Raw genomic sequence first — 25,479 nt, 5'->3', positions numbered from 1 at the left:
TCGGCGCGGCCCTTCGCGACTAGGTTGCGAAGCGATCCCCCGTTGGGCGAACGGATCGCCGCGATGGTCACCCGCCGGGGAGCTCGACCAGCTTCGCGCCGAGATCGGCTACCTTGTCATTTTAGACAAGGCCCTACAGGAGGATCCCGATGAGCCCACAGATCCGTCGGCGACCGTCGACCTGGAGCCAGCTACGACGAGAGCGGCTCGCACTCCTAATCGGAGCTGTTGTCCTTGTTCCCGTCGCCGCCTGGGGCGTCACGCAGTTGGCGAACGACGAATCGGATCAGCGAGATGGAGTGACTGTCGACCCTGGTGTTGCCCACGTTCATGGCCTCGGTATCAACCCCGCTGATGGATCGCTCATCGTCGCCACCCACTATGGGTCGTTCCGCATTCCCTCAGACGGCGATGACGCTGAACGGATCGGCAACTCCCTTCAGGACACGATGGGGTTCACCGTCGCTGGCCCCGATCACTTCCTCGGTTCGGGTCATCCCGATTTTGCCGGGATGCAGGCTGGTCAGCCCGGTCAGCTCGGATTGATCGAGTCCACCGACGGGGGTGCTACTTGGGCCAGCATCTCGCTAAGCGGCGAGGTCGACTTCCATGGCCTAGCCTTCGCTCACGACCTGGTATATGGCTGGGACTCCGGCACGGGCCGGTTCATGGTCTCTGCGGATAGCGAGGAATGGGAGACCCGCTCGACGCTGGCCATGTACGACTTTGCCGTCGACCCGAAGGATCCGGACCACCTGGTGGGCGCCACACCGGACGGTTCGGTCGCTTCGACCGACGGCGGACGAACCTGGAACGACACCGACGGGCCGCCGTTTCTCGCTGTCAGCTGGGATGCCCACGCCGGCCTGTGGGGAGCCGACGAGCGTGGCGGCATCTGGAGCCACACCGACGGTCACTGGGAGCGCGTCGGCCTTCTGCCGGGCCAACCCCAAGCCCTGCTTGCCACGCCCGACGGCATGTATGCAGCGGCGCACGACAACGCGCAGGTGACCGGCATCTACCGCTCCACCGACGACGGCCGAAGCTGGGATCTCCGCTACCGGGACGGGCAGCAGTGAGCCTGGCCTCTACCTCCGACGCAGCGCCCCGAATCGACGGCGCAGCGGTTCGGTGACGAGACTCGACGGATGCTGGTCTCAACGGAACCGGGTCGCCGGTGAGAGGGCAGATGAATCATCGCACCTACGTGCAAGCTGACTGGATACCCACGACACAAGGTGGGCGACTGCGCCGCGCTCGAACGTTCCAGGTAGTAGCGATCACCATCGGAGTCCTCGTCGGCGCTTGCGGTATCGGGGACAGCAGCGAGCGGGTCGCGCCTCCGGTCGAGTCGACCGCCACCCAGTCGACGGAACCGGACTATGGGTCGATGTGCGTTGCACTCGACGCGGCCCTTGCTGGCAACGTCGATGTGGCTCGGTCCGCCTTCGATCACGGCCCCCTGCACGTACTCGCTGATGAAGCAGTGCAGATCGACCGCGGCGTCGCAGCCGAGCTACTGCGGGCCAAGGAAGCCGTGGAGAGCGACCTGGCCGACGACTCGACTCCGATCGCGACGATCGCCGAGGACTTGCGGGTTCTCGTCGCGGCCACGGATGCCGCTCGCGCCACTACCGCCGGTTCTTCAACGCCCGTATGCGAACAGGAGACGCCCTGACCTCCACCAAGATCGCCGGTCTGCTCGCCGTGATCGCTATCGCATTGTCCGCGTGCGGAGGCGCCTCCGACGACGAGACCGCCGACACCTCCGCGGCGAACGACCTGTCGGCCGCTTACGGGGCGCAAGTTGCGAGCTACGACGTTGCGGCCGCCGGCCCCCAACGATTCCTTGTGGGTCTGATTGGCACCGACGGGGGGACAATCGTAGGTGGCGAGGTGACGCTCGACTTCACGTATTTCGGAGCCGATCCAGGCGAGGCCAGCCCCACCGAAGAGCCTGCGATCGACGACGTCACCGCGTCGTTCGTCCCCGTCGCCGGAGGCACCGCACCACCCGCCGGCGAAGGGCCGAGGTTGCGCACCGGGGATGAGGGCGTCGGTGTCTACGAGGCAACCGAGGTGCGCTTCGACGAGCCCGGGTTCTGGGGCGTTACCGTCCACGCCACGATCAATGACGTTGACGTCGAGTTCGACGCGGCCTTCGAAGTGAGCGCCGAGCACCAGATCGTCAAGGCCGGGGACCCTGCTCCTCGCACTGTGAACCTGCTGCCCGGCGCCCCTGGTGCGCCAGCTACGGCAGTCGACTCGCGTGCCGAGGACGACGGGACAGTGCCCGATCCCGAGCTGCACCGCCTGACCGTCGCCGACGCCATCGCAACCGGCAGACCAACGCTCATAGTCGTCTCGACGCCCGTGTTCTGCGTCAGCCGGTTCTGCGGACCCATTACAGACAGCGTGCAAGCCCTTGCCGACGAGTTCGGCGACCAGGCCAACTTCGTGCACATCGAGGTCTGGAAGGACTTCGAGGGCAACGTCCTGAACGCTAGCGCCGCCGAGTGGATCTATCCCGAAGAGGGCGTCGGCGCGGCCGAACCGTGGGTCTTTCTCATCGACGGCTCCGGCACCGTGGTCCAGCGGTGGGACAACGTCGCCAACCAGGCCGCCGTCGGTGCGGCGGTGGCCGAGCTCGTCGGCTGAAGAAGCGACCGAACAGCACCACCGACAGAGTGAATATGCTGGCCTGTGCGCCCACTAGCAAGTGACCCGATTGAAGCCCAGTTCCGGGTGACGGCTAAGACGTTCCCGCGTTCATCGAGCAGCCAGAAAGAACTCGGCCTTCTCCTCAAGCTGCTTGTCGTCCGAGCAGTCGGTCGAGGTCGGCGCGTGGGACTCGGAGGGTTCGGCCGATTTCGATGCAGGGGAGACCGGTTTGGCCGTTGGTTGTTCGCCATTGTCGGGCGGCTGCGTAGGCGGCGTTGCGGCTTATTCGCAGGAGTGTTGCTGCTTCTTCGATGGTGAGTACTGCTGGTTCAGTGGTTTCGGTTGGGGACATGGTGATCTCCTGAGCTAAGTGGTTACGTTTAGTGCCACTAGGCCGCCCGGAAGCCTGGATCTTCACTTTTCAGAAGTCGATCACAATTCCCGGTTCTGGACCGTTGAACCGGTTGGTGGGGTGGGCGAGTTCCCAGGCGGTGATTTCGTTGGTGGAGCGTTGAAGGCGTTCGGTCACGGTCTGGTCGGCCGGAGGAGCCGCTAGTTTCGGGAGTGTTTCTCCGTCTAAGGGGTTGGTGGTGGGGGTGAGGTAAAGGTGGTTGGCTTCACGTCCGCGGGTGATGTTTACGTAGGTTTCGGCTCGGGTGGTGGTGGCGTCGATTCGGCTGGTGGATAGGTGGTGGGTGGAGCCTTGGACGGCGTAGCTGGTCAGGGCATAGGCATGATCGATCCCGACTTCGGTGCGGCCGTTGCTTGTGGGGTGGTGGTCGAAGAATGATCGGGGTATGTCGAGTTTGTCGATATCGACGGGATCAGGTCACCTTGCCACCGCCTTTGGTGCTTCCCGGCGCACACAGTTCGCGCTATCGCGGTATCATGTGGTCATGACTAAGCAGACGACGGTGCGGTTGCCGCAAGAACTTGCCGAGGATGCTGAGGCGGTAGCACGGGTAAGGGGCACCAGTGTGAATCGGTTGATTGTTGATTCACTGGAGGCTGAGATTGAGCGTGTGCGGGCTGACGAGGATTTCACTGAGCGGGCGAAGCGTCTCCTGGAGCGGGATAAAGAATTACTGGACCGTTTGGCTCGGTGACGCGCTACCTCGGGTTGGCTGAATATCTTTGGTTGGCAGAACAAGTCACCGGTATTGATACGGCGACTTTGACTAAAGCCAGTCGTATTGATCTGGCCGATAGTGCACTGCATACGCCTGGACTTTTCGTTGGTTGCGTAGCGGATTGCGGGTTGGGTCAGGTGAGTTGGGCGATGAGCTCGCGAACGCGGCGCTCGATTTCGTCCCGGATCGGTCGGACAGCCTCAATGCCCTGGCCAGCGGGGTCATCGAGCTGCCAGTCTTCGTAGCGTTTGCCGGGGAAGATAGGGCAGGTATCGCCGCAACCCATCGTGATTACAACATCAGCGGCCTTCACTGCGTCGGTGGTGAGCAGCTTGGGGAACTCGGCGGTGATGTCGATGCCGACCTCGTGCATCACGTTTACGACGGCTGGGTTGAGCTGGTTGGCGGGCTCAGACCCGGCAGATCGCACGTCGATCCGATCACCTGCCAGGTGAGCGAGCAGCCCGGCGGCCATTTGTGAGCGGCCCGCGTTGTGGACACAAACAAATAGGACAGTCGGTTTCGGTTTGGAAGTGGTCATGGTGGTGTAGTTTCAGGTTGGTAGGGATCGATGTGGAACCAGCGGCGGGCAGCCCAGAGTGAGACGTAGACCAAGGCCACGAGGACAGGCACTTCAATTAGCGGACCAACCACACCGGCCAGGGCCTGGCCTGAGGTAGCGCCGAAGGTCCCAATCGCCACGGCGATGGCAAGCTCGAAGTTATTGCCAGCTGCAGTAAACGCCAACGTCGTGGAGCGGGCGTAGCTGAGGCCGAGGCCTTTACCGAGGAGCAAGCCGGTGAACCACACGAGTGTGAAGTAGACCAGCAGCGGCAGCGCGATCCGAGCCACATCGAGAGGTCGGCTGATGATCTGGTCTCCTTGGAGGGCGAACAACAGCACGATGGTGAAAAGCAGTCCGTAGAGCGCCCACGGACCGATTAGCGGGAGGAAGCTATCTTCATACCAAGCCCGGTCGCGCCGGTGCTCGCCAAGCCAGCGCGATGCGAAACCAGCGACCAGCGGGATTCCGAGGAAAACCAAGACATTAAGCGTGATTTTAGCGAGGGAGACGTTCAGGTCCTGGGTGTCCAGACCCAGCCAACTGGGAAGGAGGGAAAGGTAGAACCAGCCGAGAAACGAGAACGCGATGACTTGGAATATCGAGTTGATCGCGACGAGCACCGCTGTGGCTTCCCGATCACCGCAGGCGAGGTCGTTCCAAATCACTACCATCGCGATACAGCGGGCCAAGCCCACGATGATAAGACCTGTTCGGTATTCGGGCAGATCAGCCAGGAATACCCAGGCCAGAGTGAACATCACCGCCGGCCCGACCAGCCAGTTAAGCACGAGCGAGGAAGTTAACAGTTTCTTGTCACCGGTGATGGCAGCCACCTTGTCATAGCGCACCTTTGCTAGCACTGGATACATCATCACCAGCAGACCCAGAGCGATCGGCACCGAGATACCGGCGACTTCCATGCGGGTGAGCAGATCAGAAATTGTAGGCACAAACCGGCCGAGCAGGACCCCGGCGACCATTGCGAGCCCGATCCAAGCGGGCAGCCATCGGTCGAGTGTTGACAACCGCCGAGCACTTTCCATGACCGGCGCCACTACCGTGCTCATCTCGTTCGCTCTGGTCACGCGGCAGGCTTCACAGCACGAATGATGGCGGAATGAATACCATCAGCAGCTTCGTGGGTGAACTCTACGGTGGCTTCGGTGAACCCAACCGCGGTCAGACCGTCGAGGAATTCGGATCGGGAGAGCGCACCGGCAATGCAACCTACGTATGAGCCGCGCTCTGCCCGCTGGTCAGGAGTGAGATGGTCCTCGGCTACGACATCGGAGACCCCGATACGTCCACCGGGGGACAGAACACGGAACATTTCGGCGAGGACGGCAGCTTTGTCGGTGGAGAGGTTGATGACACAGTTGGAAATCACCACGTCCACGGAGCCATCGGGCAGAGGCACGTCTTCGATGGTGCCTTTCAAGAACTCGACATTGGTGGCTTCGGCTTTGGCGGCATTCTCGCGGGCGAGGTTCAGCATTTCGTCGGTCATGTCCACCCCATAGGCGAACCCTGTAGGACCGACGCGCTTGGCGGAAAGCAGCACATCGATGCCACCGCCTGAGCCAAGGTCGAGAACTCGTTCGCCTTCGTGTAGCTCGGCCACCGCGGTCGGGTTACCGCAACCCAAACTTGCCTCTATCGCCTCAATTGGCAGCCCGGCGGTTGTCGCTGCGTCATATAGGCCAGCTCCGAAGGTCCATTCCATTGCGGTTTCGCCGCAACACGATGAATCGTCGGTCGAGTCTTTGATCATCAGCTCAGCATTGCGGGCGCCAGCCTTAACCGCTGTCGCGGCCTCGGCATAGCGAAGGCGAACTTGCTCGCGGAGTTCATTGACTTTGGTCATGGTGTGTTCCGTTCCTGTGGGATGAACTTAATCATATCGATGATTATCGATGCATCGATATTTGTCAATATGTTGAGCTAGAGTGGAATCATGACGACTTCACTCCCTCTACTACCAATGGATGCTGCTGGCCGCTGTACGCCGGTAACCTCGGGCGTGATGGACATCGAGAACGCGCAGCGCCTAGCGCGAGTCTTCAAGGCGTTGGGCGATCCAACCCGTGTGCGGCTGTTGTCGATGATCGCCGCGCATTCTGGCGGGGAGGCGTGTGTGTGCGATCTAACCGAGCCAGTCGGTTTGTCTCAACCCACCGTGTCACATCATATGAAGCAGCTCGTAAATGCCGGCCTGGTTACGCGCGAGCAACGGGGCAAGTGGGCCTACTACGCGATCGTGCCCGAAACCTTGGCAATACTATCTGGTGTGCTCGATCCCAACCTGGGAGGGCTCGTTCGGGCGACGCAGGAACACAGCGCTTGAGCCAGGCCAATGGAACTGATACCGGTATGTCTTGTAGTGGAGATATGTCCACTTGTGGCTGGTTTAGCAGTTGTGGAGAAATCTACACAACTGATGGAATTGTGTTGATGTGTAAATATGACCGCATACGAGTTGGTGCTGCCGGAGGGTGCTGACATTGGCCGCACCATCAGCGAAGCGCGTTGTATCCGGGGTTTCACCCAAGCTGAACTCGCCGATCATGTTGGCATATAACGCACGGCCATTACCCGTCTTGAACTGGGACCAGCAGTCCAACAAATCGAGCGTGCGTTCAAGATTTTACGGTTGCTAGGGGTGTTCGTCACTGCCCGACTTGATGTCAAGGATGAATAAGCGCACTCTTGCGTGTTGGTGGGGTGATTTCCATGTGGCCGATATCACCGCCAAACGCCCGTGGGACTTACGTCTGCGCTACGCCCATGTAGCAGATCGTGGGCGTGGTAAATACGAAAACGGTGGAGGCAGATCACTGCAATAGGTAGTAAATCTGTGAGCAGTTCACACTGCCAAAATCGTGTTTCCACTCGTCCAAGAATTGGTTACCAGATGGAAAGAGACATTCAGGTTGAACAATTCACTCGTCTAACCCACAGTAATAACGAGAGGGTTGAGTTCGTAGCAGCAGTACTTGTTGCCCGCAGAGCTTAGTTCCTAAACGTGCCTACGAATCTCAGAACCCTCTAGCGGTGCTGGAAAAGCAAGCCACGACATACCAGCGGCAAATCAGTAGCAGAAATCCTACTATAGGCTAAGCCGCAAAGAATACCTGGGCTATGATGAGCAAAGTTCAATACTAAGACTTATTTTGTGGACAACAAACTTCACACAGCTTAAGATATGGAGCTCTATTCGTGGGCACAACCAACTATACCTCGAGCCTAAACGGCAAAATTCAATCTGCTTGGGCCCCCTGGCTCCTCAGCATCGTAACTCTTGGCATTTATTTTCTATTCTGGTATTACCGTATTAACCGCGAAATGCGTGATAACGGTATACCAGTGAATCCGGGGCGAGCAGTTTTAGCTATATTCCCTGGTGGGTTAATTATTGTGCCCGCGATAGTAAGCTCGTATAACACTGGTCAGAGAATCAACGCTTTGCAACAACAACGAGGCTTATACCCAAGCGCCAGCGGCTGGATAGGACTATTACTTAACTACGTAATGTCAATTGGTGTTATTTATTATCAGGCAGAAATCAACAAGGCTTGGCAGTCCGCAGGTGGCCAACCAATAGCAACATATAGCAACAACCAAATATCAATGCCATCGACAGGTAGTGGTATAGCTAGCGCTACAAACGTCAAACCAAGTGCCCCCGCCGGTTGGTATCCAGCTCCGGACGGCCTCTCAGCACAACAATACTGGGATGGTGCAAAATGGACCGAACACCGTGCCTAGTCTGACCTACCACGCCACTAGTGCCTGACAACTATCGACCCACAAGAGACTAGGCATAACCTAAGTTGACTATTAAGTCAGCTTAAAACGTCTAGAAATCTAAAGCATGATTCTAGAGGGGGACCATGAGTCTGTTGCTTGAAGTGCGGTTACACCAACGCTGCTTCGGTAGTTTCCACAGTTTCGGCAGTTTCGACTTGTGGTGCCGATGTACGGATGAGATGGTCAAAGGCCGACAGTGCGGCGGTAGACCCGGCACCCATGGCGATCACGATCTGCTTATAAGGCACGGTGGTGCAATCACCAGCTGCGAACACCCCCGGCAACGACGTTTGGCCACGGCTGTCGATCACAATTTCGCCTCGCGGACACAACTCAACGGTGCCAGCTAGCCATTCGGTATTGGGCAAAAGACCAATCTGCACAAACACTCCGTCAAGCTCAACCTGGTTGGCTTGGCCCGAAACACGATCGTTGTAGCGCAGAGCGGTCACACGGTCACCATCGCCCACTACTTCGGTGGTGGCAGCGTTCGTGATGATTTCCACATTCGGCAGGCTTTGCGCCTTGCGCTGTAGAACATCGTCAGCTCGAAGTACTCCTTCAAATTCGAGCACCGTCACATGAGACACCACTCCAGCCAGGTCGATGGCGGCTTCAATACCCGAGTTGCCACCGCCGATCACGGCCACTCGTTTACCTTTAAACAGCGGGCCGTCACAGTGTGGACAGTAGGTAACGCCCTTATTGCGGTATTCGTTTTCGCCCGGCACATTCATTTGTCGCCAGCGAGCACCGGTCGACAAAATAATGGTCTTCGAGCGAAGTGACGCACCCGAAGCCAGTTTCACTTCGGCCAAACCGTCGTCGCCAGCAGGCACCAGCTCGACTGCTTGTTGTAGGTCCATTACATCCACGTCGTATTCTTTGACGTGTTGTTCCATGGCCGCCACTAGCTGGGGGCCTTCGGTGTGGGGCACTGAAATAAAGTTCTCGATCGACATGGTGTCAAGCACTTGTCCGCCAAAGCGTTCGGCCAAAACACCAGTTCGAATACCTTTGCGAGCAGCGTAGATGGAGGCGGTAGCTCCGGCCGGGCCACCACCGATCACCAATACATCGAAGGGGTCTTTGGCGTCGATCTCAGCGGTGGCACGCTCGGCCGCACCAGTGTCTAGTTTGGCCATGATTTGTTCAAGTGTCATGCGGCCCTGATCGAACATTTCCCCGTTTAGAAAAACTGTTGGCACTGCCATCACACCACGGGCGTCTACCTCGTCTTGGAAGACCGCACCGTCGATGGAGGTGTGGCGAATCCGAGGGTTGATAATGCTCATCAGGTTCAGGGCCTGAACTACATCTGGGCAGTTCTGGCACGACAGCGAGAAAAAGGTTTCGAATTCGTAGTCACCGTCTAAGTTTCGGATTTGGTCTAACAGGTCGGGAGAAGCCGTGGATGGGTGGCCTCCTACTTGGAGAAGAGCCAATACCAACGAGGTGAATTCGTGACCTAGGGGGATTCCCGCAAAGCGCACCGAGATCTCTGAATCAGCTCGACGGATCGCAAATGATGGGCGTCGAACGTCAGCGTCGGCCTCTAGTACCGAGATCTTCTCGGAAAGCGAGGCAATTTGATTGAGTAGCTGCATCAATTCCGCTGATTTGGCTCCGTCGTCAAGAGTGGCCACCAGCTCGATCGGTTTCGTGATCTTTTCCAGGTGGGTCTTAAGTTGGGCGGCGAGAGATGAATCGAGCATTAATTACTCCTGCGATCGAGATGGCAAACGTAGGGGAAACGTGGCGGTGGTGACCGGCGGTTGAAAAAACACGGTGTGGGTGAATGCCGTTACAGACACCCACACCGGTGAGGATTGGCTAGTGCGGCTGACTAGTTAGATCTTGCCCACTAGGTCTAGGGAGGGGGACAAAGTGTCGTCGCCTTCTTCCCATTTGGCTGGGCAAACCTCATTCGGGTTTTGGCGCACGTATTGAGCAGCCTTGATCTTGCGGAGCAGCTCAGTGGCGTTTCGACCAATGTCACCAGCGTTGATTTCGATGATCTGGATCTTGCCGTCGGGGTCAACTACGAAGGTGCCTCGGTCGGCTAGGCCCTTTTCTTCGATCATGACTTCGAAGTTTCGGCTGATGGTTCCAGTTGGGTCACCAACCATGGGATAGCGAATTTTGCCGATGGTATCAGAGCTGGCGTGCCAAGCCTTGTGGGTGAAATGGGTGTCGGTTGAAACCGAATAAATTTCGACCCCGAGCCGTTGGAACTCGTCATAGTTGTCGGCTAGGTCGCCTAGTTCGGTGGGGCAGACAAAGGTAAAGTCGGCTGGATAGAAGAAAACCACTGACCATTTTCCGCGGAGGTCGGCGTCGGTTACTTCAACGAATTCGCCGTTGTGGAAAGCTTGGGCGGTGAAATTCTTAATTTCGGTGTTAATCAGAGACATCGATTGACAATCCTCATAGTCGGGAGCAAGTTACGATAGTAAGTCTATATCAATTCAGCATGAACACATAGACATAACCTATTGATTCTGCCCATTAACGAGATAGCCAACATCTATCGACCACGAGTAAATCGTGTGGAATGCCAATCGCGATTAGTCCCAGCTGATACGAAGAACGAGCTCAGTGACGAACCCACGAAAGGGTGAGCCCTACTGGAATGCTCACTAGAACGATCAGGGCCACCGCTCGATAAACCAACCCGGCCCACCTTGGAGCATTGCCAAGGTCTCGGACCCCAACTAGGTACAGAACCAATGCAATGGCCAGTACTATTCCGCCCAGTGTGGTTACAACTGGTGACCCCAATAGCGTGCCCGTGACGACTGCTACACCGGCCAAGTTCCACGTTGCCACCTGTTTCCAGACCAATCGCAGATCGGGAACAGTCTGGCCAATCCAAACTTGTCCAGCCCCGAGTGCAATCTGGGCTACGCCACCAACCAACACCAAATACGCTGCCACCCAAGAGCCAGCATCGAAATCCGTGGGTCCAGCTGCGGCGGCCACCAGACCTCCAACCACAATCCAAACCGAACCCACAACCAAGGCCGGTCGAAGGGCGGGCCAGTGGTTGAGGATCTCTTGAGAGGGCGTGCTCATCACCACATTATAAAGACGCTGCTCGACCAAAACATGTGATAGGCAACCTTCGAAATGTGGCTTGCGCCGCACGCAAAATGTCGCTGGTATCGGTTGAGACTTGGGGTAAAAGTAATAAGGGCGGGGAAGGCCATATTGTGCTCTTCCCCGCCTTCGTTATTTGGTTAGTTGACTGTTATTTGCCGCTAGAGAGCAAGTTGTTTAGTTCGGCTGAGTTAACAAAGAACGCTATTAGGCTTTGGGGGCTTATGCGTTGTCGTTCCAGCATGGTTGTCCAGTAGATGAGACCAGCTTGGTCCGCTTGTCGAGCCAGGACATTGTTGTATAGGAAGCTCACTAGGCGGTGGTTGTCAAGGTTTCCAAGCGCCCTGCGACCTTCTACGGAGTGTAGGAAGCTAGTGATGATTTGTTGTTGAGATGCTCCGCTTTTCTGGACGCTGACCCAGTAGCTGATACCGGTGTGGTCGGCGGCTCGTTGGAAGATGCCAAGGTAGAGACGTTGCAGGAAACCTTCCGGTGTCTGTTCGCCTACTGCGGCGGGTGCTGCTGCCCATTTCGCTTGGGCTTTTTCTATCGCTGCGGTTACCGGATCATCCGATGGCTTATCCGCTGGTTCCTCCGCAGGTTTTGAAGGCTCCCAAGGTGTGACAGGTGTATACGGCGAAGTGCCATCACCTGGGCAGGTGATGTTGGTCACGGTGATTAATTCAGCACTCGAGAGCATCCAGCCAACGGTGGTTGATCCTACGGTACCTTTTTGGGCGGCATATATGGCGAGCTTCCTGCCATCCATAGCGTCGCAGAGGGTTTTAACGGCAACGTCAATGGTTATAGCACCACCTGTGTTGAATTTGGCTAGGCCAAGTGGGTCTTCACTGTCGTCATTGAGGGCTACGTAGAATTCGAGGTCGTCGCCGGTGACTCCACTAAGGGTGATGGTGCCGTCGTCGTATTCAAGCCCAGCGTCTTTGAGAACGCCCTCGCTATCAGGGGCTGTGAGGTCGACTTCGAAGGGTAGTGTTGTGCCGACTGGTACGTAGCCGTCGTCAACGTTGGCTTTGAGTTCGGTGATGGTGATGGTGCCTGTCACACCGGCTTTGACAGTGACGTCGAGGGTTACCGTGCCGGAGTCTTTATCGAAACTGTTGTCGTCCCCTCCTTGACCGTGGTCGGAGAAGTCGAAGGTGTCGACGCCCTTGTCTAGCTCAATTTCGCCGATGGTTGGCTCTGTCTCTTCGTTGTCCGAGATGGTGGCCTTGGTGGGGGTGACGTTGCCTTCATTTTCGAGGCTCAGGCTGCCGTCAACGCTGATTTTGAAGGCGGGGATGCTATCGTCCTCCTCCTCCTTTGTCCACTTCCAGGTGAGGGTGATTGGAACACTGTCTGGCTCGGCTACGTAATAATACGGGGGCGGGGTTGGCTCAGAACTAGGTTCTACTACGACCGGGTTCGATATTTCACCGGAGGCGATATTGGCTATTAAGCCCGAGCCCGCCAAAATAACGCCAGCAGCAATCGCTCCTAGCGCGCGTCTAAAACGGTCATATCTCAAGATAAATTCCTTCCGCCGATCGGACACGTCTTAAGAATCGGTTACTCAACTCAGATGATTAGCCCTTAGGATCGAAAGAATTAAGATAGCTACTGTAGTTATTGATAGCCCAAACACTTGATGGCGTTTCGCCTGGTCACAACCTTACAAGCGAACAAGAGTGCGATTATAACGCTTTTCAGCATTTTGATCGTAGCAAAGTGTAAAATATTTACTATGCATTGAATAATTAATTGCAGACATTCACCAAGGTGAGCCGCAGGCAAACCAACCTGTGGCGACCAGAGCCCAGCAAGACCCACTTTCACGGGAGCACAGGAACGCCAAGACAACAGGCCGACGCTTTACAGGCCCAAACCAAGTGGCATAATTAGGGATGGCAAAACCTACAATGTTCCATTCGTTAACGTTTGAAGATGCCGCTCGAGGCATGGAGTTCATGGAGGCCTTGGGCTTTCGAAAAGTGGCAGTCTACACCGATGAAGCCGACCCAAACATAGTGGTGCATGGCGAATACCACTGGCGTGAAAACGGTGGAGTCATGTTCGGCTCAAAACGTAGCGATAGCCCGTTTGCTAACACGACTGGTCAGTCGAAATGCTACCTTGTAACCGAGTCTGACGCCGACGTAGACCGGATATACGAGACGGCGCTAGGCGCAGGGGCCACATCGATTAGAGAACCTCAAGATCCAGAATATGGAGGCCGTGAAGCTTCCGTGGCTGATCAAGAGGGCAACCTCTGGAGCTTTGGTTCATACCCGGGAGCATCGACCTAGCTCAAAGCTTCTGTTCACTGTGCTCGCAAAAGGTTGTTGTGCAACTCAACTTCTGGGTGCTCTTGTGGACGGTATCGAAAGCAGTGCCAAGACAATTGACGCCGTCAAGGTAAAAGTCACTATGGCAGTGAGTAAGCCCCATTTCAGTTCACCGTTATCGGCGGCAGACCTGTAGGCAGCCGAAGCTAGAATGCCAGAGCAAGCTCCGATGAGACCACCAACAAGAAGCGGAAACAAAATTTCTGCTGTGCTTCTACGGGTCCTCTGCCAAGAGGAAGCACCCAGAATAACGAATCTATAGTCAGCCTCTTGGGTGATGAGTGCCCTCTCGACACTGGTGATGGCGGAACCTAATAGCCCGAGAACCAGTGCGACCATTGCACCGGCCACAATCCAGTGATCTCCGGCGCTGGGAGCGATCTCGAGTAGGTCGAATGAACTTCGCTGAACAATTGCGAACGGGTCGCGACTCGTTTCTTCGGCCGTAAACTGATCAACCGCACTCCGATCGACCACTACATACCACATGATCGGAATGCCCAATTCTGTGTCATTCAAATCAACATGAGCCGGGTCAAATCTACGCAACCCATGCAAACTTAATTCGTCACTATTGGTCAGCTCTAAAGGCTCATCGGCGCTCCCAACCGCCAATGGTAGACCTAGACCGTCGTCCACTATGCGCAGAGTTCGCTCCCTCTCATCACAGCCACGAAGTGGGCCCGCGTTAAGCACCTGGAGCTCTGCACACGACGCGATTATTGTTTGAAACTCGGCGCCTTGCTCGGATAAAAGTGGCACAAACGCATCTACCGCAACCGAACCATCGTTCGGTTGCCAAGACGCTATGTCACGCGAGGGTTGAACAGTTAGCAATGCCTTGCCGTCGCTTCTTCGATACGTATTTGACCACGAAAGGTCAACCCAAAAGCTGGTAAGTACCACCGCACTTACGATCAAGACAAAAGTCGACATACTCAACAAGCGAGCGGGTCGAGAAGCAGAATCCGCCAAGATTGCTACTCGTTTAAGACCTGTATGGCCAGAAACGTTCAGGCGGCGACGCTGGACTATGAAGTTCGTTGCCGCACGTATCAGGAATGGTAGTGAAGCTGTCATCGAGATTCCGAGAATCGGAATGGCTATCTGCAATACAGTGAACTTTGACTCTTTGGTGCCAAGTCCATCTACCCAGGCAGTAACGACCATCGTCAACGCGGCAGCCACCGCAACAACCAGCCAAACATGCGACGGATTCTGTACCGTTCGGCTACGAGGAACCGCCGTTTCAAGCTTCAATTGCAAATGGCTTGAACCAACTCCCAGAGCCGCGGTTGCCGCGGTCATCAGGAAAATCGCAATGATCGTCAGTGTCCACACCTTCACATCGCCGGGGTTGAGGTGGGAACCGTTAATACTGATCTGGCCCAGGTGGGGCAGCACCAAGGCGACCACAAGCCCACCAAAACATGCACCAATAACTGCCACTACTACCAACTCGGTGGCAGCAACAACAGCTAGGCGACCGCGCGACACACCCAACATGCGTAGAGAACGCAGGCGCGAGTCTTTACGCAACGAATTCAATCTGGCGGAGGCCCACAACACTGCCGACATCGGCAATAACAGGAACAATAGAATTCCGAAACTACGAGCCCAACCGACCCCGCCTCGTTCCTCCAGCTCTGATCCGAAACCTGAGATGTTAAACGCCCTATCACTACCGCTGGAAGCGTCAACTAGCTGGTAGGCGATTAGGTCACCACGATCTTCCAAAGTGCTCGCTTCAATCGTTTGCGCGCCGCTCACGAAGGGAAAGGCTGTGTGGAATAGCTGGGATTCAGCTGCCGCGTCTTTCAATGCGGGCGACACGAACCAATTGTTAGAAAAATCCGGCTCTGTTATTCCCGGGGGCAGAACTGATCCAACATGACGTGCGAGCCGATTTAGGTAAACGGTGCGCCCTTCGAGGTGTACCCGATTCTGTTCAAATTTGGCCCCGATGGCCTGATCGGTTCCTGAGCGCGGTGATCGGGCTTCGGCCCGATCTTTACGCGCATCAACAACGCGGGGAGCGGCCAGCATTGCAATCAATGCGACTGTGGCGACAGACACAGATAAGAGTGTCAGCACAGTACCTGCTAACCAGGCGGAATCGCGACCACGTGCGAACCGCAAACCGAGTGCGAGCAGCGGCTTCACAGTGCTAGCTAAACTAAGCAGCCGTTCGAAAGGCTCAAGACACGGTCGCATTGAGCTGCAATAGACATCGAATGCGTCACAAGCACTAGTGAAGCGCCTTGTTGCTTGGACGCTTCTAGTAGGAGCCGCAGCACTACTTCTCCATTAGAGCTATCGAGTGAACCGGTGGGTTCGTCAGCCAAGATTGCTTTTGGGCGATGAACAAGGGCACGAGCTACTGCTACTCGTTGACTCTGACCCCCAGACATGTGGTCGATGGAACGGTCTTCAAGCTCGGCAATACCGAGAGCCACCAGCAACAATCGCGCCGCTTGGTCGGCATCAGCTCTACCGAGAAGCTTCAAGGGCAGCGCCACATTTTCGATTGCATTTAGTTCGGGTAGCAGCTCACCAGACTGCATCACGAAACCAAAATTAGATAACCGATGTCGGTCACGTTGTGACAACGACATTGTTGTCAGGTTCTCACCATCAAGCCAGATTGAACCGGAGAGCGGCCGAATTAGGCCACTAAGTACTCCCAATAGAGTCGACTTGCCGCTGCCGCTCTCTCCAACAATTGCTACGGCCTCTCCATTGGCGACATCCAATGAAACAGCCTTAAGTATTTCCTGTTCACCAATGTTGTATGAGACTTCCTCCACTTGCAGAGTCATGGTTCATCTGCTGGGGACAAGGTGCCGAGGGGTTTACTCAGATCAAATTCATAAGTCAATGTGTCAGACTGGGCGTGAACAACAACCATGATTTCGCACAGATCAACACTGTTTCCCTGACACTCGACGGAGCCTGCGACAACTGCATCTTTCGAGTTGGAAAGCTTGACCGGGTTGAGCCGCGAGGAGCTGCCAATTTTCGTGTCAAGAAGCTCGACTTGGGTAACTTCATTCGCTACAACAGCAGCAAGCACCATTCTGGTTCCAGAAGTATCACTCTGTTGGGCCCCGCTCACCAATGGGACCAAGTACGTTTCGTTTCTGACCCCACACCGGCGAAATGGTATCTGGTTACCTTGTCGGATTTCGAGGCACTCCCACTTTCCACCGGGAATTTCTTCCTCTATTGGTGCCTCCTCTCGGGAAAGCGAAATCTTCGATTCTGTTCCGTCGAACGTCACGGTGGCGTACGGCGTCGAATTCGAACACGAGCTCAAAAGAGAAGCGAGGATTAACGAGAACAGAACCGATCGAACCGAGATTGGCCTTCGCCTAGTCATTTATGCGCTCCTAGTAATCATCGCTAACCAGTCACATCATGAAGCAACTACTGCTACGAGTCAGTCATGCACGTCGAAGACGTGTCAGCACTTTAGCTATTGTTCAATACTCAAGATCGATTGCCACTCGACAGTAGCCGCCAACCAACCAGCCTCGCCGCGAATGTCGCGTTACGCGACGTAAGTACTGTGTTTATGTCGTTTTTTGCCAGCTACGATTCGACGGGTTTGCCACTCTCGTGACCCCGATCTAGGGATTTGAACCGTGGCGAGCGTCAGCCAGATGGTGAAGCATTTCGTGCAGGGCAAAGCGGATTTTTGATTCGATAGTGAAAACCTCGGTGCCACGACGAGTACCACGACGTGCCCAAACATTGCTGGCATTGGCGGATTCATCGAAATCAACCAGCTCGGCCAGGTGGGTGGCGTTAGCAACGATGTTTTGGCCTATCTCACTCGGGTCAGATCGATTAGCCGAACCGTCTCTGATTGCCTCTTCGTGATCCCACCAACCGAGATCGGGCTCATCTTCACGCAACATAAGCTCAATTCGCTGGGCGAAAACCTGCAACACGTCACGAACATGTACCGCATACTCAAGCGGAGACCAAACACCGGCCACGACATGTTGCCTAAGCGCTTCACTACCGGTGTTTTCTAAGAAACTTGCCCAGCTTTGTGCAGCCAGTTGGAGTTCATGACCCAACTGGTGCCTTGGTACTGCTGCGGCTTCGAATCCACAACCTGCGCATTTCTTATGCTCGACAATTTCTAGCCAAGAAGCGTCGCTAGTACCCGCTCGGCCGTCGGTGGGCACCTTGGTCACCCGCGAATTTTCTTCAGTGTTCATATGCGTTCTTCGATCAATCTATTCACTATTCGCCATCCTACGGCTCTAGGGGTACGGCGCTCCGAAACCGCACGCTCAAAGTCGACACAACGCACCAAACCAACGCTCCAAGAGAAAAGCCAGCAGCAAAAGAGCCGGTTAGCTATCTCGTGGCAACGTTTTAGCCACTATGGCTTGTTGAAGTTCTTCAGCTATTTGAAGGCGGTCTTTGCCCCCAATTTCGACTAAATCGACCCATTGTTGACACGGATCAGCCAGCGGCAGCCCCAATATTTCCTGGCGCCAAGGAACCGCCGGTACCAACAAGGATGAATCATCCGTTACACGAAGCACCAAAGTCGCTTCTAATGCTGTTTCAACCGCCATGAACCCAGCTTCTTGTATGGGCAACACACCATCTAAGTAGATTACTGCCCGTACCGACGAGATCTTTGGACTGAGGAGTTCGACTCCAAGATCGGCCGAGATCGCCAACTGCGAATTGTGGTGCTTGGCGACGGCCAATAACTGCTGTGCCTGTTCAATCAACGCCGATGGTGCACGCCAATACGATTCGGCTTCAACCAAATTAGGACGGCTACGAGTTCGGTAAAGCTCGAGTAACACTTCGGGCATACCGACATAGCCAAACTCAGTCGCGTTCACAGCCCCGGCCTTGGCGAGTTGCGAAAGCACTTGTGACACTCTCGGCTGAGTAAGACCAACAGCTTTGGCAATAGCCACACCGGTTAGGGGAGTGTCGGCCGCCACTAGCAGACGCACCACTGCCCCGGTTCCAGCGCCCCAACGACGCACCGCTTTTGTTGAGGCCACATGCGAACTCACGCCCTCAATCTACCAGGCATTGATCCATGCAGCAATAAGACTTATAGGAACACTTATAGCAAGGCTTATACCCTCTCAAAATCAAAAATCCGCAATTGGCACTGACTGCATTTGACCCTCAATAATGGGAACCGAGGGAGTAATTCTTCGCTGAGTGATACCTAGCCTCAGACGGACATGCATTAATAAGTAATGTGATTCGCTTCATAATGCGTGCGCATGCATTTAGATAGAGAGATTTGCTTGCAATTGCATGCAAATACATTTGGATTGCATGCAATCTACAGGCGGCTAAACTGCCGAAATTAAATGCTTGTGCATGCACTTCGGGTTGTAGGAACGAAAAAGCTGGTATAGCTCTCCGTTTTAGATGCGGCAGCATGCTTATTTCGTGATAAGTATATGCGTCCGCATGCATTATCCCTGAATTTGTCCAGAGTTTGGGCGCCAAGGTAGTAATATCCATGCATGTGCGTGCATCTTGGCGACCTCTTCGTGCACCAAACGCTATACAACGGGTATGTACATGCTTGCGCATGCAAATATAACCCCGCTAGAGCGAATCTTCGCCCACCGGATTAACGCCGATGTCGACGGTCTAATCGATCAGCACACCCGGATTCATGATGCCTGTCGGATCGAGATGTGATTTAACGGCACGGAGGGACTCGGCAATGAGCCCTGGAACCTGCCGGTCATAACCCGGTCGATGATCTCGGCCAACTGAATGGTGGTGGGTAACGGTTGCTTTGAAATCGGTAAGAATTTCCATGGACGCCGCCTTGATTTCATCCCACATCGACAGTTCTGCACCTGGTTGAGCAGCTGCTGAAACCGTGAAATAGGGTGCAGCGCCATCGGGGTAGACATGTGTAAAGCGGCAGTTAATATGGCCCGGCGGACCAGTAATTTCTGCAATGGCAGGGGAGAGGCGTTCATGAACACCTTCATAAAGGTCATCGACACGATCCCAGGTGGTGGCGGTTTCAAACGTTTCAGCAATGCCACCCATCCGAGCCAGCGCATCACGCCCATACGGCATGCTTAGAAAGGCCGACCGCCAGGCCTCAGAGGCTGCATCACGGTTGGTGCTTCCTTCGCCAGTAGAAACCGGTTCGGCTTTCTTCGCGGCTTCCGGCACAACACCACCACAATCACGTGCGATTTCAATCATGTTCTCTATCGCATAATCAACAGGGGCGAAAGCCGATTCTGCGCCCATTACCAACACCCATTTTCCAGCCGCTTCATTACCAAGAGAACCAGCTTCACCAGGGTCTAAAAGTCGACAGTTAGCCGGAAATATTGCCGCCTGGGCAATGGTGCGAACCGCAAGAAAAGCTGAAGTTCGATCATAAACGGTTGAAAATTCGAAACTTTGTGGAAAGTGACGCAAGGTGTAGCCGTGAGGTCGGAGCTGATCTTCAAGCACCGGACCAAGGGCACCCGCTTGAATACGTGCTGCTCGGCTAACCGGGTCAATTTCGAGCACCTTATTCATACGAGTCAGATCGAGCGAAACAAATGCCCGGTGGCGGTCATCTCGGTATTCAACACCGCCAGCCAAACTCGGATTACTGAAACGTGTGGCAGCGAACCTGGGCCACCGACATGTGCCCATTGTGTACACCATGCACCTGTTCGTTCCCTAAAAATTTCAGCCGAAGCACATTCCACATGAAATGACTAGAGCTACGTGCAACGGCCTGATCGCACTCTGTCATAGGTTGGCCGCCACCACATGGTCAGTCGTGAGCCCAAGCCTAATTACAGCCATTTACGCTGGTCATCATAAAAGTGCTTGTGGTGGGTGTCTATACGCCGTATAGTTCCGTTTATACGCTGTATAGCTGAGGGGTATGCAGCACTAACAACAAACAGAGGGGGTTTTAGTGGTTGATTTTCTTTCGCAGTATTCAATCCAAAGATGGCTGGAGATGTGCCCTCAAGGCTACTTAGATGACACCATCGACGGCCACGACCCAGGCTTGACTGAACCAGAAGATGTGCTCGGCAATGAAGCCATGCGCGAAGCCGCCATTAAGACCACCGTTCAGCTGATTGCGGGCGAACGTTGTGCCTTGGCTGCTTCATCTGGATTGGTTAATCTGGCTCCCGATTACGGCAGCAAAACCTTCCTGGCAACTCAGGTACTCGACGAAGCACGCCATGTTGAAATCTTTACTAACCGTCTATACGACCTTGGCGTAAAAAAGGCTGACCTCGAATCAACCATCGCCCAGTTCGCAAACCCGAATCTGGTAAAGTTCGCCGAAACTCTATTGGAAAAGATCGACGGGGGAGACTTCCTAGCGGGCGTCGTTGGCCAAAACATTGTGCTTGAAGGCATGGCTTTTTCGGTTTTTGAAATGCTCCAAGCAACCTCAAAAGATCCGAACCCCAAATTTGCTCAGACCTTGGCGGGCACCATTGCCGACGAACGGCGACACGTGGGTTTCGGCGAGAACCGTATCGGTGGGCTAATTGCTCAGCACCCCGAGCGCAAGAGTGACATCGAACGGATGCAGGCCGAGATGTCGTATCACATGCTGGCCACCTTCTCCGATACCTTCCGAGGTGACGGTGGTACCAGCAATACTTACGCTCAAGAAGCATCTAGCCGAGCGGGCTCTTCGTCAGTGGAATGGCAAGGAACCCAGCTTTCAACAGCTTCACCTGCCGAGCTAGAAGCACTGTTAGCCAATACCGTGCTGGGTGAATTTAAAACCCGCCTCGGACGAATCGGCCTCGACTATCAGTCACCGAGCCTGCCAGTGTAATGCCTACCTCGTCACCTTGGAATGACGAACCACATAAGTTGGACGAAGAGGATTTCCTTCGGGAGGTCCTCTCGTTCAACTTCTGGTTCGAAGCCGTAAGCGGCTACTTGGAAGATCGACCTTTTGGTTTCGATCCCACCTTGGCCGACAGCACTTTGGATCCGGGCGAACGAGACCGCCTAATCACCACGCTTTGCAACTATTGCATAGGAGAAAAGGCGGCCCTCGAAGCCTCAAGCGGTTTAATCCGCCTGGCCCCCAACGAACGCTCACAAATATTCTTAGCCACACAGGTAGTTGATGAAGCGCGTCACGTTGAGGTCTTTATCAGGCGACTGGAACAGCTTGGTGTGGTTGACCCCGAAGCTGAAATTGAGCATCGAGCCAACCCTGGCCTACAACAGTTCCGCCAGAAACTTTCGGAACTAGTTGACCGTGGTGACTGGGAAGCCGCCATTTTCGCCCAGAATGTGCTGTTGGAATCTCTGGAAGACACCGTCTTTCGGTTCCACTCAGCAACTGCCGACCCCATTACTAAACAAGTTTTGGAAGGGGTTGTGGCGGATGAACGCCGACATTTGGGTTTTGGCGAGAACCATTTGGGCATGGCCCTTCACGGTGACCCCAGGGGACGGGAACGTTTGACGCTGGTGCGCCAAGAACTAGACCCATTAGTTCTGGAATCCTTTGAGGGTGTTTATCGTGACCTTGGCCTTGCCAAGACCGATCAGCCCGAGCTTGGTCGCCACTATTTGGAAGCCGTCACTCGGTTAGGACTCACGACATGAGCGAGATCGATACCCAGGCCGAAGAACGAGTGGTACAACGCGAGGCTGACGATCGGCCCAGACGCACCTATGAACTTGAAGATACGGGATTTCGTGAAGTCCCCAAGCGCTGGCGCAAGTTCTATCGGGTGTGGCAAGGTGCCGGTGACGTACTCGCCCCCAACGAGGTAATATGCCCGGTTTGCAAGGTTGTGATTCGCTCTTACCGCGATTTCCGACCGGGCGACCGGGTGTATTGCATGCCGTGTATGTCACGGCTCATCATTGTTGAAACTCCAGACGGCGGCTACATCGCCGACACCATTTACTAGGTTCTGTTAGTCGTCTATGAGTTAATGCTGGTGACCAGGACACCACCAGGTGGTACGGGTGCTAAGCGTGTAATGCTCTAGTGGCGTGCCATCGTTTGGACAGACCGCACCTTTGTTGCGATGAGGGTAAAGCTCGCCGGTGTGCGAACCGCCGCGCTCACCGAGGATCTTTAAAATTTCTGGTATTACCGTGGCTAACTTGGCTGTTTCGCCTTCCGAGAGCGAATTGGCTGGCCGACGAGGGTTAATACCCGCTTCCCAAAGAATCTCATCGACCAACAAATTACCAATACCAGCAATCCTGCTTTGGTCTAGCAAACGAGTCTTCACCGCAGCGCGACTAGAAGCCAAGATCTCTTGCAGGGCGTCGGGGGTAAGTTCGAAAGCATCGACACCCATCTTTGAGGTATCGGGATCAAGCCAAACACTCCCGAATCGACGGGGGTCTGACATGACCAGAGAACCACCACCCACAAAGGTTAGACCAAAGCGCCGCCATTCTGGTTTGTCTTTGTATCGCTCGAAATAAAGTTGATCTAGTGGAACCTGCTCATCAGCAACCAGGCGTCCGGTCATACCAAAACGTAATCCGAGGGTCAGCCCGGTGGTTTCAAGCAGCAACAACTTGCCGATTCGACGAACTTCTTTTACTTCTTGACCCGGCAAAAGCTGGTTTAACGCACGAGCTTCCACATTTTTTAAGTAGTGATCATCGGGGGTATAAACCGATTCGATCACACGGCCTGTAGCGACTTCCGCCTGTATTCGAAACGATTCGACTTCTAGAATTTCTGGCATATCGTTCCTTTAAACCAACGAGGCTAAACCTTCAAGACCTGGTCTCAAGGCTTTGGTGTTTATCTCAAGCTAGGCCCAAGGCGACAACGCCCACCACTTCAAGCACCCAGCCCCGGCGGTGCGGCTAGTTTGAGAGTTGAACCTGAGCGAATCAAGAGTTCCGCCGCACTGGTCTTCAGGGCCGCCATGTGTTTTTCGTGACCATACAGGCTTGGGTGCCGTCGCATTGAACCTCCACATGACTAACCAGATATAAGGAAAGCTATGACAGAAATGGATTACATGCCCGGAGCTATGGGACCGGCCAGTCAAGATTTCGACGGTCGTGTAGTGGTTATTACCGGTGCTGGCTCTTCGAGTGCGGGCATTGGGAACGGCCGGGCTGCCGCGGTACTTCTGGCCGAAGCCGGTGCCCGATTGGTCTTGGTTGATCGCAACGCTGATTCGGCGGAAGAAACCCTTGCCATGGTGACCAATGCTGGTGGCGAGGCCATTGTGGTGGAAGCCGATGTTTCCCAAGCCCCCGACTGCCAACGAATTGCGGAAGCGACGATCAGCCAGTTCGGTTCTATTTACGGACTGGTGAACAACGTCGGAATTGGTGGGGCAGTGGGTACCGCCATTGATGTTGACCCCGATGAATGGGACCGAAGCATGCAAATAAACGTTAAGAGCATGGTTCTAATGGCTAAATATTGTGTGCCTCCCATGATTGAAGTTGGTTCGGGTTCGGTGGTGAACATGTCATCGGCGGCTGGGTTGCAAGGCGGACAAGCCACCTTGTTGTATCCAACCGCTAAGGCCGCCATTTTGGGAATGACGCGGGCCATGGCATCGCACCATGGGCCGGCAGGGGTGCGAGTAAATGCCATTGCTCCTGGTCTGGCCTACACCCCCATGGTGGCGGAGCGAATGACTCCTGAAGTCCGGGAACGTCGACGTCGTGCCTCACTTCTTGGCACGGAAGGCTCGGGCTGGGACATTGGTGCTGCCATCCGCTTCTTGCTCAGCGACGAGGCCCGTTGGATCACTGGCATCACCTTGTCCGTCGATGCGGGCATAACTGCTGGAGTTCGTTCCACGCCACCCCTAACCCGAAAACGCAACGAAAGCTAAGCCTGCCAACGTCTAGGCTGCGGGCATGTCACGCTTACCATTCATTAGAGAAAACGACCTTGATGCCAAAGGTCGTGAAACGTGGGATCAAATCACCGGGGGTGACCGCGGCACCCTTGAGCGCATGCTTACCCCCGAAGGCGGCCTGTATGGCCCCTTCAATGCCATGTTATACAACCCACGCCTCGGTCGCGATGTAGCTCGCCTCGGTGGTTCGCTACGTTTTCGCGGCCAGTTATCCGACCGTATTCGGGAATTAGCAATTTTGATCGCTGGTGCCCATTGGAAAGCCGACTTTGAGTTCTGGGCGCATCGCAACATCGGCCTGACCGTTGGTCTGAGCGAAGATGAAATTGAAGCAATTCGCACCGGCAGTGAAGTTTCATTGGCCGACGCCGGTGAAGCGGCGGCGGTGACCTTTGCCAGGGAGCTGCTAGCCACCGGCAAACTCAGCGACTCGGTCTACGCCGAAGCAGCGAAGCAGTTGGGTGAGGCGGCTCTGGTGGAGCTGGTCTACCTGGTGGGCTACTACTGTTTAATTAGTTTGTCGCTGAATGCTTTTGGCATTGGGCTACCGGAAGGCGAAGACCCAATATTTGGTGCTTAAACCTCCACCACCGAACGGGCCGCTTCGGCGAGCAATGCCAACAATTCTTCTGCCGAACGCTCAAGTTTGTGCTCAAGGCCCAAAGGCAACCCAAAACCAAAAGTATCCACAACTTTTATCTCGACCAGAGTACCCATTTCAATCGTTGACAATTCGACGGTGGCGCGCATGGGCATGTGTTGGGGCTTGGCCCAAAACCCCATGGTTCTTAAACGCGCTTGAGAACCTCGCCTTACTTCAACCAACCACGTTTCCAGATGGTTAAGTTTGCAGCCTTTGGTAACGGCTGCCGCTTGAATAGCCCGCAGCACCGTTGCAGCATCAGCAGGAATAACCTCGCGCCACGTAGTGGTAACCGTTGCCATTTTGTGCCCTCATAATGAGCTTAGCTACCTGATAATGGAATTAGCCGTTGGCG

Annotated in this window: 30 protein-coding genes; 14 read left to right on the top strand and 16 right to left on the bottom strand. The window is 55.1% G+C overall.

Translation table 11 applies throughout. The annotated features are described in order from the left end of the window. Positions 1-266: 266 nt before the first annotated feature. The 3 genes from WC184_02085 to WC184_02075 all read left to right on the top strand — a co-directional run bounded on the left by WC184_02085 (position 267) and on the right by WC184_02075 (position 2,658). Entirely contained in the window at positions 267-1,079 is an 813-nt protein-coding gene (locus WC184_02085; GenBank protein ID MFA7476669.1) for an exo-alpha-sialidase, read from the top strand. 110 nt (positions 1,080-1,189) lie between these two features. Then, the gene (locus tag WC184_02080; protein MFA7476668.1) at positions 1,190-1,678 is read left to right on the top strand and encodes a hypothetical protein; all 489 of its coding nucleotides are present in this window, start codon (positions 1,190-1,192) and stop codon (positions 1,676-1,678) included. After that, positions 1,657-2,658, top strand: coding sequence for a hypothetical protein (locus WC184_02075; protein ID MFA7476667.1), 1,002 nt, complete (start codon positions 1,657-1,659; stop codon positions 2,656-2,658). The genes WC184_02080 and WC184_02075 overlap by 22 nt, the downstream gene beginning before the upstream one ends. Positions 2,659-2,803: 145 nt before the next feature. Here the strand turns inward: WC184_02075 and WC184_02070 are convergent, their stop codons facing one another. Beyond that, on the bottom strand, positions 2,804-3,013 hold the full coding sequence (locus tag WC184_02070; GenBank protein MFA7476666.1) for a helix-turn-helix domain-containing protein: 210 nt from the start codon (positions 3,011-3,013) through the stop codon (positions 2,804-2,806). 544 nt (positions 3,014-3,557) lie between these two features. On the opposite strand from WC184_02070, the gene WC184_02065 reads away from it, so the two are divergent. Continuing rightward, on the top strand, positions 3,558-3,767 hold the full coding sequence (locus WC184_02065; protein ID MFA7476665.1) for a YlcI/YnfO family protein: 210 nt from the start codon (positions 3,558-3,560) through the stop codon (positions 3,765-3,767). Between the two features lie 157 nt (positions 3,768-3,924). On the opposite strand, the gene WC184_02060 is transcribed toward WC184_02065, so the two are convergent. From WC184_02060 to arsM, 3 genes are read right to left on the bottom strand one after another with little or no spacing between them, the layout of a single operon-like run. Next, positions 3,925-4,332, bottom strand: coding sequence for an arsenate reductase ArsC (locus tag WC184_02060; GenBank protein ID MFA7476664.1), 408 nt, complete (start codon positions 4,330-4,332; stop codon positions 3,925-3,927). Next, complete coding sequence (gene arsB, locus WC184_02055) at positions 4,329-5,423, bottom strand: ACR3 family arsenite efflux transporter (protein MFA7476663.1); 1,095 nt, start codon at positions 5,421-5,423, stop codon at positions 4,329-4,331. Before arsB ends, WC184_02060 begins: the two co-directional genes overlap by 4 nt. 14 nt (positions 5,424-5,437) lie before the next feature. Next, a complete protein-coding gene (arsM, locus tag WC184_02050) occupies positions 5,438-6,220 on the bottom strand; it encodes an arsenite methyltransferase (protein ID MFA7476662.1) in 783 nt (260 codons plus the stop codon). A 90-nt stretch (positions 6,221-6,310) separates the two neighbouring features. Here arsM and WC184_02045 point away from each other — a divergent pair, with 90 nt between their 5' ends. The 3 genes from WC184_02045 to WC184_02035 all read left to right on the top strand — a co-directional run bounded on the left by WC184_02045 (position 6,311) and on the right by WC184_02035 (position 8,121). Then, positions 6,311-6,700, top strand: coding sequence for a metalloregulator ArsR/SmtB family transcription factor (locus WC184_02045; GenBank protein MFA7476661.1), 390 nt, complete (start codon positions 6,311-6,313; stop codon positions 6,698-6,700). A gap of 346 nt (positions 6,701-7,046) precedes the next feature. After that, positions 7,047-7,199: a hypothetical protein gene (locus WC184_02040; GenBank protein MFA7476660.1), complete on the top strand. Its 153-nt coding sequence runs from the start codon at positions 7,047-7,049 to the stop codon at positions 7,197-7,199. A 373-nt stretch (positions 7,200-7,572) separates the two neighbouring features. After that, entirely contained in the window at positions 7,573-8,121 is a 549-nt protein-coding gene (locus WC184_02035; GenBank protein ID MFA7476659.1) for a DUF4234 domain-containing protein, read from the top strand. A gap of 149 nt (positions 8,122-8,270) precedes the next feature. Here WC184_02035 and ahpF read toward each other — a convergent pair whose 3' ends face one another. The 4 genes from ahpF to WC184_02015 all read right to left on the bottom strand — a co-directional run bounded on the left by ahpF (position 8,271) and on the right by WC184_02015 (position 12,790). Continuing rightward, entirely contained in the window at positions 8,271-9,878 is a 1,608-nt protein-coding gene (ahpF, locus tag WC184_02030) for an alkyl hydroperoxide reductase subunit F (protein ID MFA7476658.1), read from the bottom strand. A gap of 135 nt (positions 9,879-10,013) precedes the next feature. Continuing rightward, on the bottom strand, positions 10,014-10,577 hold the full coding sequence (gene ahpC, locus WC184_02025) for an alkyl hydroperoxide reductase subunit C (GenBank protein MFA7476657.1): 564 nt from the start codon (positions 10,575-10,577) through the stop codon (positions 10,014-10,016). Between the two features lie 181 nt (positions 10,578-10,758). After that, entirely contained in the window at positions 10,759-11,238 is a 480-nt protein-coding gene (locus tag WC184_02020) for a hypothetical protein (GenBank protein MFA7476656.1), read from the bottom strand. A gap of 175 nt (positions 11,239-11,413) precedes the next feature. Next, positions 11,414-12,790: a DUF4214 domain-containing protein gene (locus WC184_02015; GenBank protein ID MFA7476655.1), complete on the bottom strand. Its 1,377-nt coding sequence runs from the start codon at positions 12,788-12,790 to the stop codon at positions 11,414-11,416. 376 nt (positions 12,791-13,166) lie between these two features. Here WC184_02015 and WC184_02010 point away from each other — a divergent pair, with 376 nt between their 5' ends. Continuing rightward, positions 13,167-13,568 carry a VOC family protein gene (locus WC184_02010; GenBank protein MFA7476654.1) on the top strand — a complete coding sequence of 134 codons (402 nt, stop codon included), beginning with the start codon at positions 13,167-13,169 and terminating at the stop codon, positions 13,566-13,568. Between the two features lie 45 nt (positions 13,569-13,613). On the opposite strand, the gene WC184_02005 is transcribed toward WC184_02010, so the two are convergent. Continuing rightward, on the bottom strand, positions 13,614-15,683 hold the full coding sequence (locus WC184_02005; protein ID MFA7476653.1) for an FtsX-like permease family protein: 2,070 nt from the start codon (positions 15,681-15,683) through the stop codon (positions 13,614-13,616). Between the two features lie 95 nt (positions 15,684-15,778). Beyond that, entirely contained in the window at positions 15,779-16,426 is a 648-nt protein-coding gene (locus WC184_02000; protein MFA7476652.1) for an ABC transporter ATP-binding protein, read from the bottom strand. Between the two features lie 74 nt (positions 16,427-16,500). Here WC184_02000 and WC184_01995 point away from each other — a divergent pair, with 74 nt between their 5' ends. Continuing rightward, on the top strand, positions 16,501-16,941 hold the full coding sequence (locus tag WC184_01995; GenBank protein MFA7476651.1) for a hypothetical protein: 441 nt from the start codon (positions 16,501-16,503) through the stop codon (positions 16,939-16,941). 295 nt (positions 16,942-17,236) lie between these two features. On the opposite strand, the gene WC184_01990 is transcribed toward WC184_01995, so the two are convergent. The 3 genes from WC184_01990 to WC184_01980 form a co-directional block, all read right to left on the bottom strand. Further along, positions 17,237-17,836, bottom strand: a complete 600-nt coding sequence (locus WC184_01990; GenBank protein MFA7476650.1) for a DinB family protein — start codon at positions 17,834-17,836, stop codon at positions 17,237-17,239. 138 nt (positions 17,837-17,974) lie between these two features. Continuing rightward, a complete protein-coding gene (locus WC184_01985; protein ID MFA7476649.1) occupies positions 17,975-18,661 on the bottom strand; it encodes a hypothetical protein in 687 nt (228 codons plus the stop codon). A gap of 598 nt (positions 18,662-19,259) precedes the next feature. Continuing rightward, on the bottom strand, positions 19,260-20,282 hold the full coding sequence (locus WC184_01980) for an FAD-linked oxidase C-terminal domain-containing protein (protein ID MFA7476648.1): 1,023 nt from the start codon (positions 20,280-20,282) through the stop codon (positions 19,260-19,262). A gap of 271 nt (positions 20,283-20,553) precedes the next feature. Here WC184_01980 and WC184_01975 point away from each other — a divergent pair, with 271 nt between their 5' ends. From WC184_01975 to WC184_01965, 3 genes are read left to right on the top strand one after another with little or no spacing between them, the layout of a single operon-like run. Beyond that, complete coding sequence (locus WC184_01975) at positions 20,554-21,441, top strand: ferritin-like domain-containing protein (protein MFA7476647.1); 888 nt, start codon at positions 20,554-20,556, stop codon at positions 21,439-21,441. Then, positions 21,441-22,229 (top strand): ferritin-like domain-containing protein, encoded by a 789-nt coding sequence (locus WC184_01970; protein ID MFA7476646.1) that lies wholly within the window; start codon positions 21,441-21,443, stop codon positions 22,227-22,229. Before WC184_01975 ends, WC184_01970 begins: the two co-directional genes overlap by 1 nt. Further along, entirely contained in the window at positions 22,226-22,540 is a 315-nt protein-coding gene (locus WC184_01965; GenBank protein ID MFA7476645.1) for a hypothetical protein, read from the top strand. The genes WC184_01970 and WC184_01965 overlap by 4 nt, the downstream gene beginning before the upstream one ends. A gap of 21 nt (positions 22,541-22,561) precedes the next feature. Here the strand turns inward: WC184_01965 and WC184_01960 are convergent, their stop codons facing one another. Together WC184_01960 and WC184_01955 are read right to left on the bottom strand one after the other, a co-directional pair. Continuing rightward, on the bottom strand, positions 22,562-23,338 hold the full coding sequence (locus WC184_01960; GenBank protein ID MFA7476644.1) for a DNA-formamidopyrimidine glycosylase family protein: 777 nt from the start codon (positions 23,336-23,338) through the stop codon (positions 22,562-22,564). Between the two features lie 98 nt (positions 23,339-23,436). Further along, entirely contained in the window at positions 23,437-23,565 is a 129-nt protein-coding gene (locus tag WC184_01955; protein ID MFA7476643.1) for a hypothetical protein, read from the bottom strand. A 37-nt stretch (positions 23,566-23,602) separates the two neighbouring features. On the opposite strand from WC184_01955, the gene WC184_01950 reads away from it, so the two are divergent. Further along, positions 23,603-24,454, top strand: a complete 852-nt coding sequence (locus WC184_01950; protein ID MFA7476642.1) for an SDR family oxidoreductase — start codon at positions 23,603-23,605, stop codon at positions 24,452-24,454. A 25-nt stretch (positions 24,455-24,479) separates the two neighbouring features. Continuing rightward, positions 24,480-25,061 carry a carboxymuconolactone decarboxylase family protein gene (locus WC184_01945; GenBank protein MFA7476641.1) on the top strand — a complete coding sequence of 194 codons (582 nt, stop codon included), beginning with the start codon at positions 24,480-24,482 and terminating at the stop codon, positions 25,059-25,061. Here WC184_01945 and WC184_01940 read toward each other — a convergent pair. Continuing rightward, a complete protein-coding gene (locus tag WC184_01940) occupies positions 25,058-25,426 on the bottom strand; it encodes a hypothetical protein (GenBank protein MFA7476640.1) in 369 nt (122 codons plus the stop codon). The genes WC184_01945 and WC184_01940 overlap by 4 nt on opposite strands. Positions 25,427-25,479: the final 53 nt, after the last annotated feature.

Source organism: Acidimicrobiia bacterium, assembly GCA_041676705.1.
Classification (GTDB): Bacteria; Actinomycetota; Acidimicrobiia; order Acidimicrobiales; family SKKL01; genus Actinomarinicola.
Note: the sequence above shows the minus strand (reverse complement) of the source record. Positions and strands in the feature narration are given on the sequence as shown.

What these genes read in the sequence shown, in the direction of transcription:
- WC184_01945 (MFA7476641.1), top strand. Translation starts at nt 24,480, where the DNA reads ATGTCACGCTTACCATTCATTAGAGAAAACGACCTTGATGCCAAAGGT.
- WC184_01955 (MFA7476643.1), bottom strand. Translation starts at nt 23,565, where the DNA reads ATGCGACGGCACCCAAGCCTGTATGGTCACGAAAAACACATGGCGGCC.
- WC184_01980 (MFA7476648.1), bottom strand. Translation starts at nt 20,282, where the DNA reads ATGGGCACATGTCGGTGGCCCAGGTTCGCTGCCACACGTTTCAGTAAT.
- WC184_02075 (MFA7476667.1), top strand. Translation starts at nt 1,657, where the DNA reads ATGCGAACAGGAGACGCCCTGACCTCCACCAAGATCGCCGGTCTGCTC.
- arsM (MFA7476662.1), bottom strand. Translation starts at nt 6,220, where the DNA reads ATGACCAAAGTCAATGAACTCCGCGAGCAAGTTCGCCTTCGCTATGCC.
- ahpF (MFA7476658.1), bottom strand. Translation starts at nt 9,878, where the DNA reads ATGCTCGATTCATCTCTCGCCGCCCAACTTAAGACCCACCTGGAAAAG.
- ahpC (MFA7476657.1), bottom strand. Translation starts at nt 10,577, where the DNA reads ATGTCTCTGATTAACACCGAAATTAAGAATTTCACCGCCCAAGCTTTC.
- WC184_02070 (MFA7476666.1), bottom strand. Translation starts at nt 3,013, where the DNA reads ATGTCCCCAACCGAAACCACTGAACCAGCAGTACTCACCATCGAAGAA.
- WC184_02045 (MFA7476661.1), top strand. Translation starts at nt 6,311, where the DNA reads ATGACGACTTCACTCCCTCTACTACCAATGGATGCTGCTGGCCGCTGT.
- WC184_02010 (MFA7476654.1), top strand. Translation starts at nt 13,167, where the DNA reads ATGGCAAAACCTACAATGTTCCATTCGTTAACGTTTGAAGATGCCGCT.
- WC184_01990 (MFA7476650.1), bottom strand. Translation starts at nt 17,836, where the DNA reads ATGAACACTGAAGAAAATTCGCGGGTGACCAAGGTGCCCACCGACGGC.
- WC184_02040 (MFA7476660.1), top strand. Translation starts at nt 7,047, where the DNA reads ATGAATAAGCGCACTCTTGCGTGTTGGTGGGGTGATTTCCATGTGGCC.
- WC184_02020 (MFA7476656.1), bottom strand. Translation starts at nt 11,238, where the DNA reads ATGAGCACGCCCTCTCAAGAGATCCTCAACCACTGGCCCGCCCTTCGA.
- WC184_01965 (MFA7476645.1), top strand. Translation starts at nt 22,226, where the DNA reads ATGAGCGAGATCGATACCCAGGCCGAAGAACGAGTGGTACAACGCGAG.
- WC184_01940 (MFA7476640.1), bottom strand. Translation starts at nt 25,426, where the DNA reads ATGGCAACGGTTACCACTACGTGGCGCGAGGTTATTCCTGCTGATGCT.
- WC184_02080 (MFA7476668.1), top strand. Translation starts at nt 1,190, where the DNA reads ATGAATCATCGCACCTACGTGCAAGCTGACTGGATACCCACGACACAA.
- WC184_02060 (MFA7476664.1), bottom strand. Translation starts at nt 4,332, where the DNA reads ATGACCACTTCCAAACCGAAACCGACTGTCCTATTTGTTTGTGTCCAC.
- WC184_02000 (MFA7476652.1), bottom strand. Translation starts at nt 16,426, where the DNA reads ATGACTCTGCAAGTGGAGGAAGTCTCATACAACATTGGTGAACAGGAA.
- WC184_01970 (MFA7476646.1), top strand. Translation starts at nt 21,441, where the DNA reads ATGCCTACCTCGTCACCTTGGAATGACGAACCACATAAGTTGGACGAA.
- WC184_02065 (MFA7476665.1), top strand. Translation starts at nt 3,558, where the DNA reads ATGACTAAGCAGACGACGGTGCGGTTGCCGCAAGAACTTGCCGAGGAT.
- arsB (MFA7476663.1), bottom strand. Translation starts at nt 5,423, where the DNA reads ATGAGCACGGTAGTGGCGCCGGTCATGGAAAGTGCTCGGCGGTTGTCA.
- WC184_01950 (MFA7476642.1), top strand. Translation starts at nt 23,603, where the DNA reads ATGACAGAAATGGATTACATGCCCGGAGCTATGGGACCGGCCAGTCAA.
- WC184_01960 (MFA7476644.1), bottom strand. Translation starts at nt 23,338, where the DNA reads ATGCCAGAAATTCTAGAAGTCGAATCGTTTCGAATACAGGCGGAAGTC.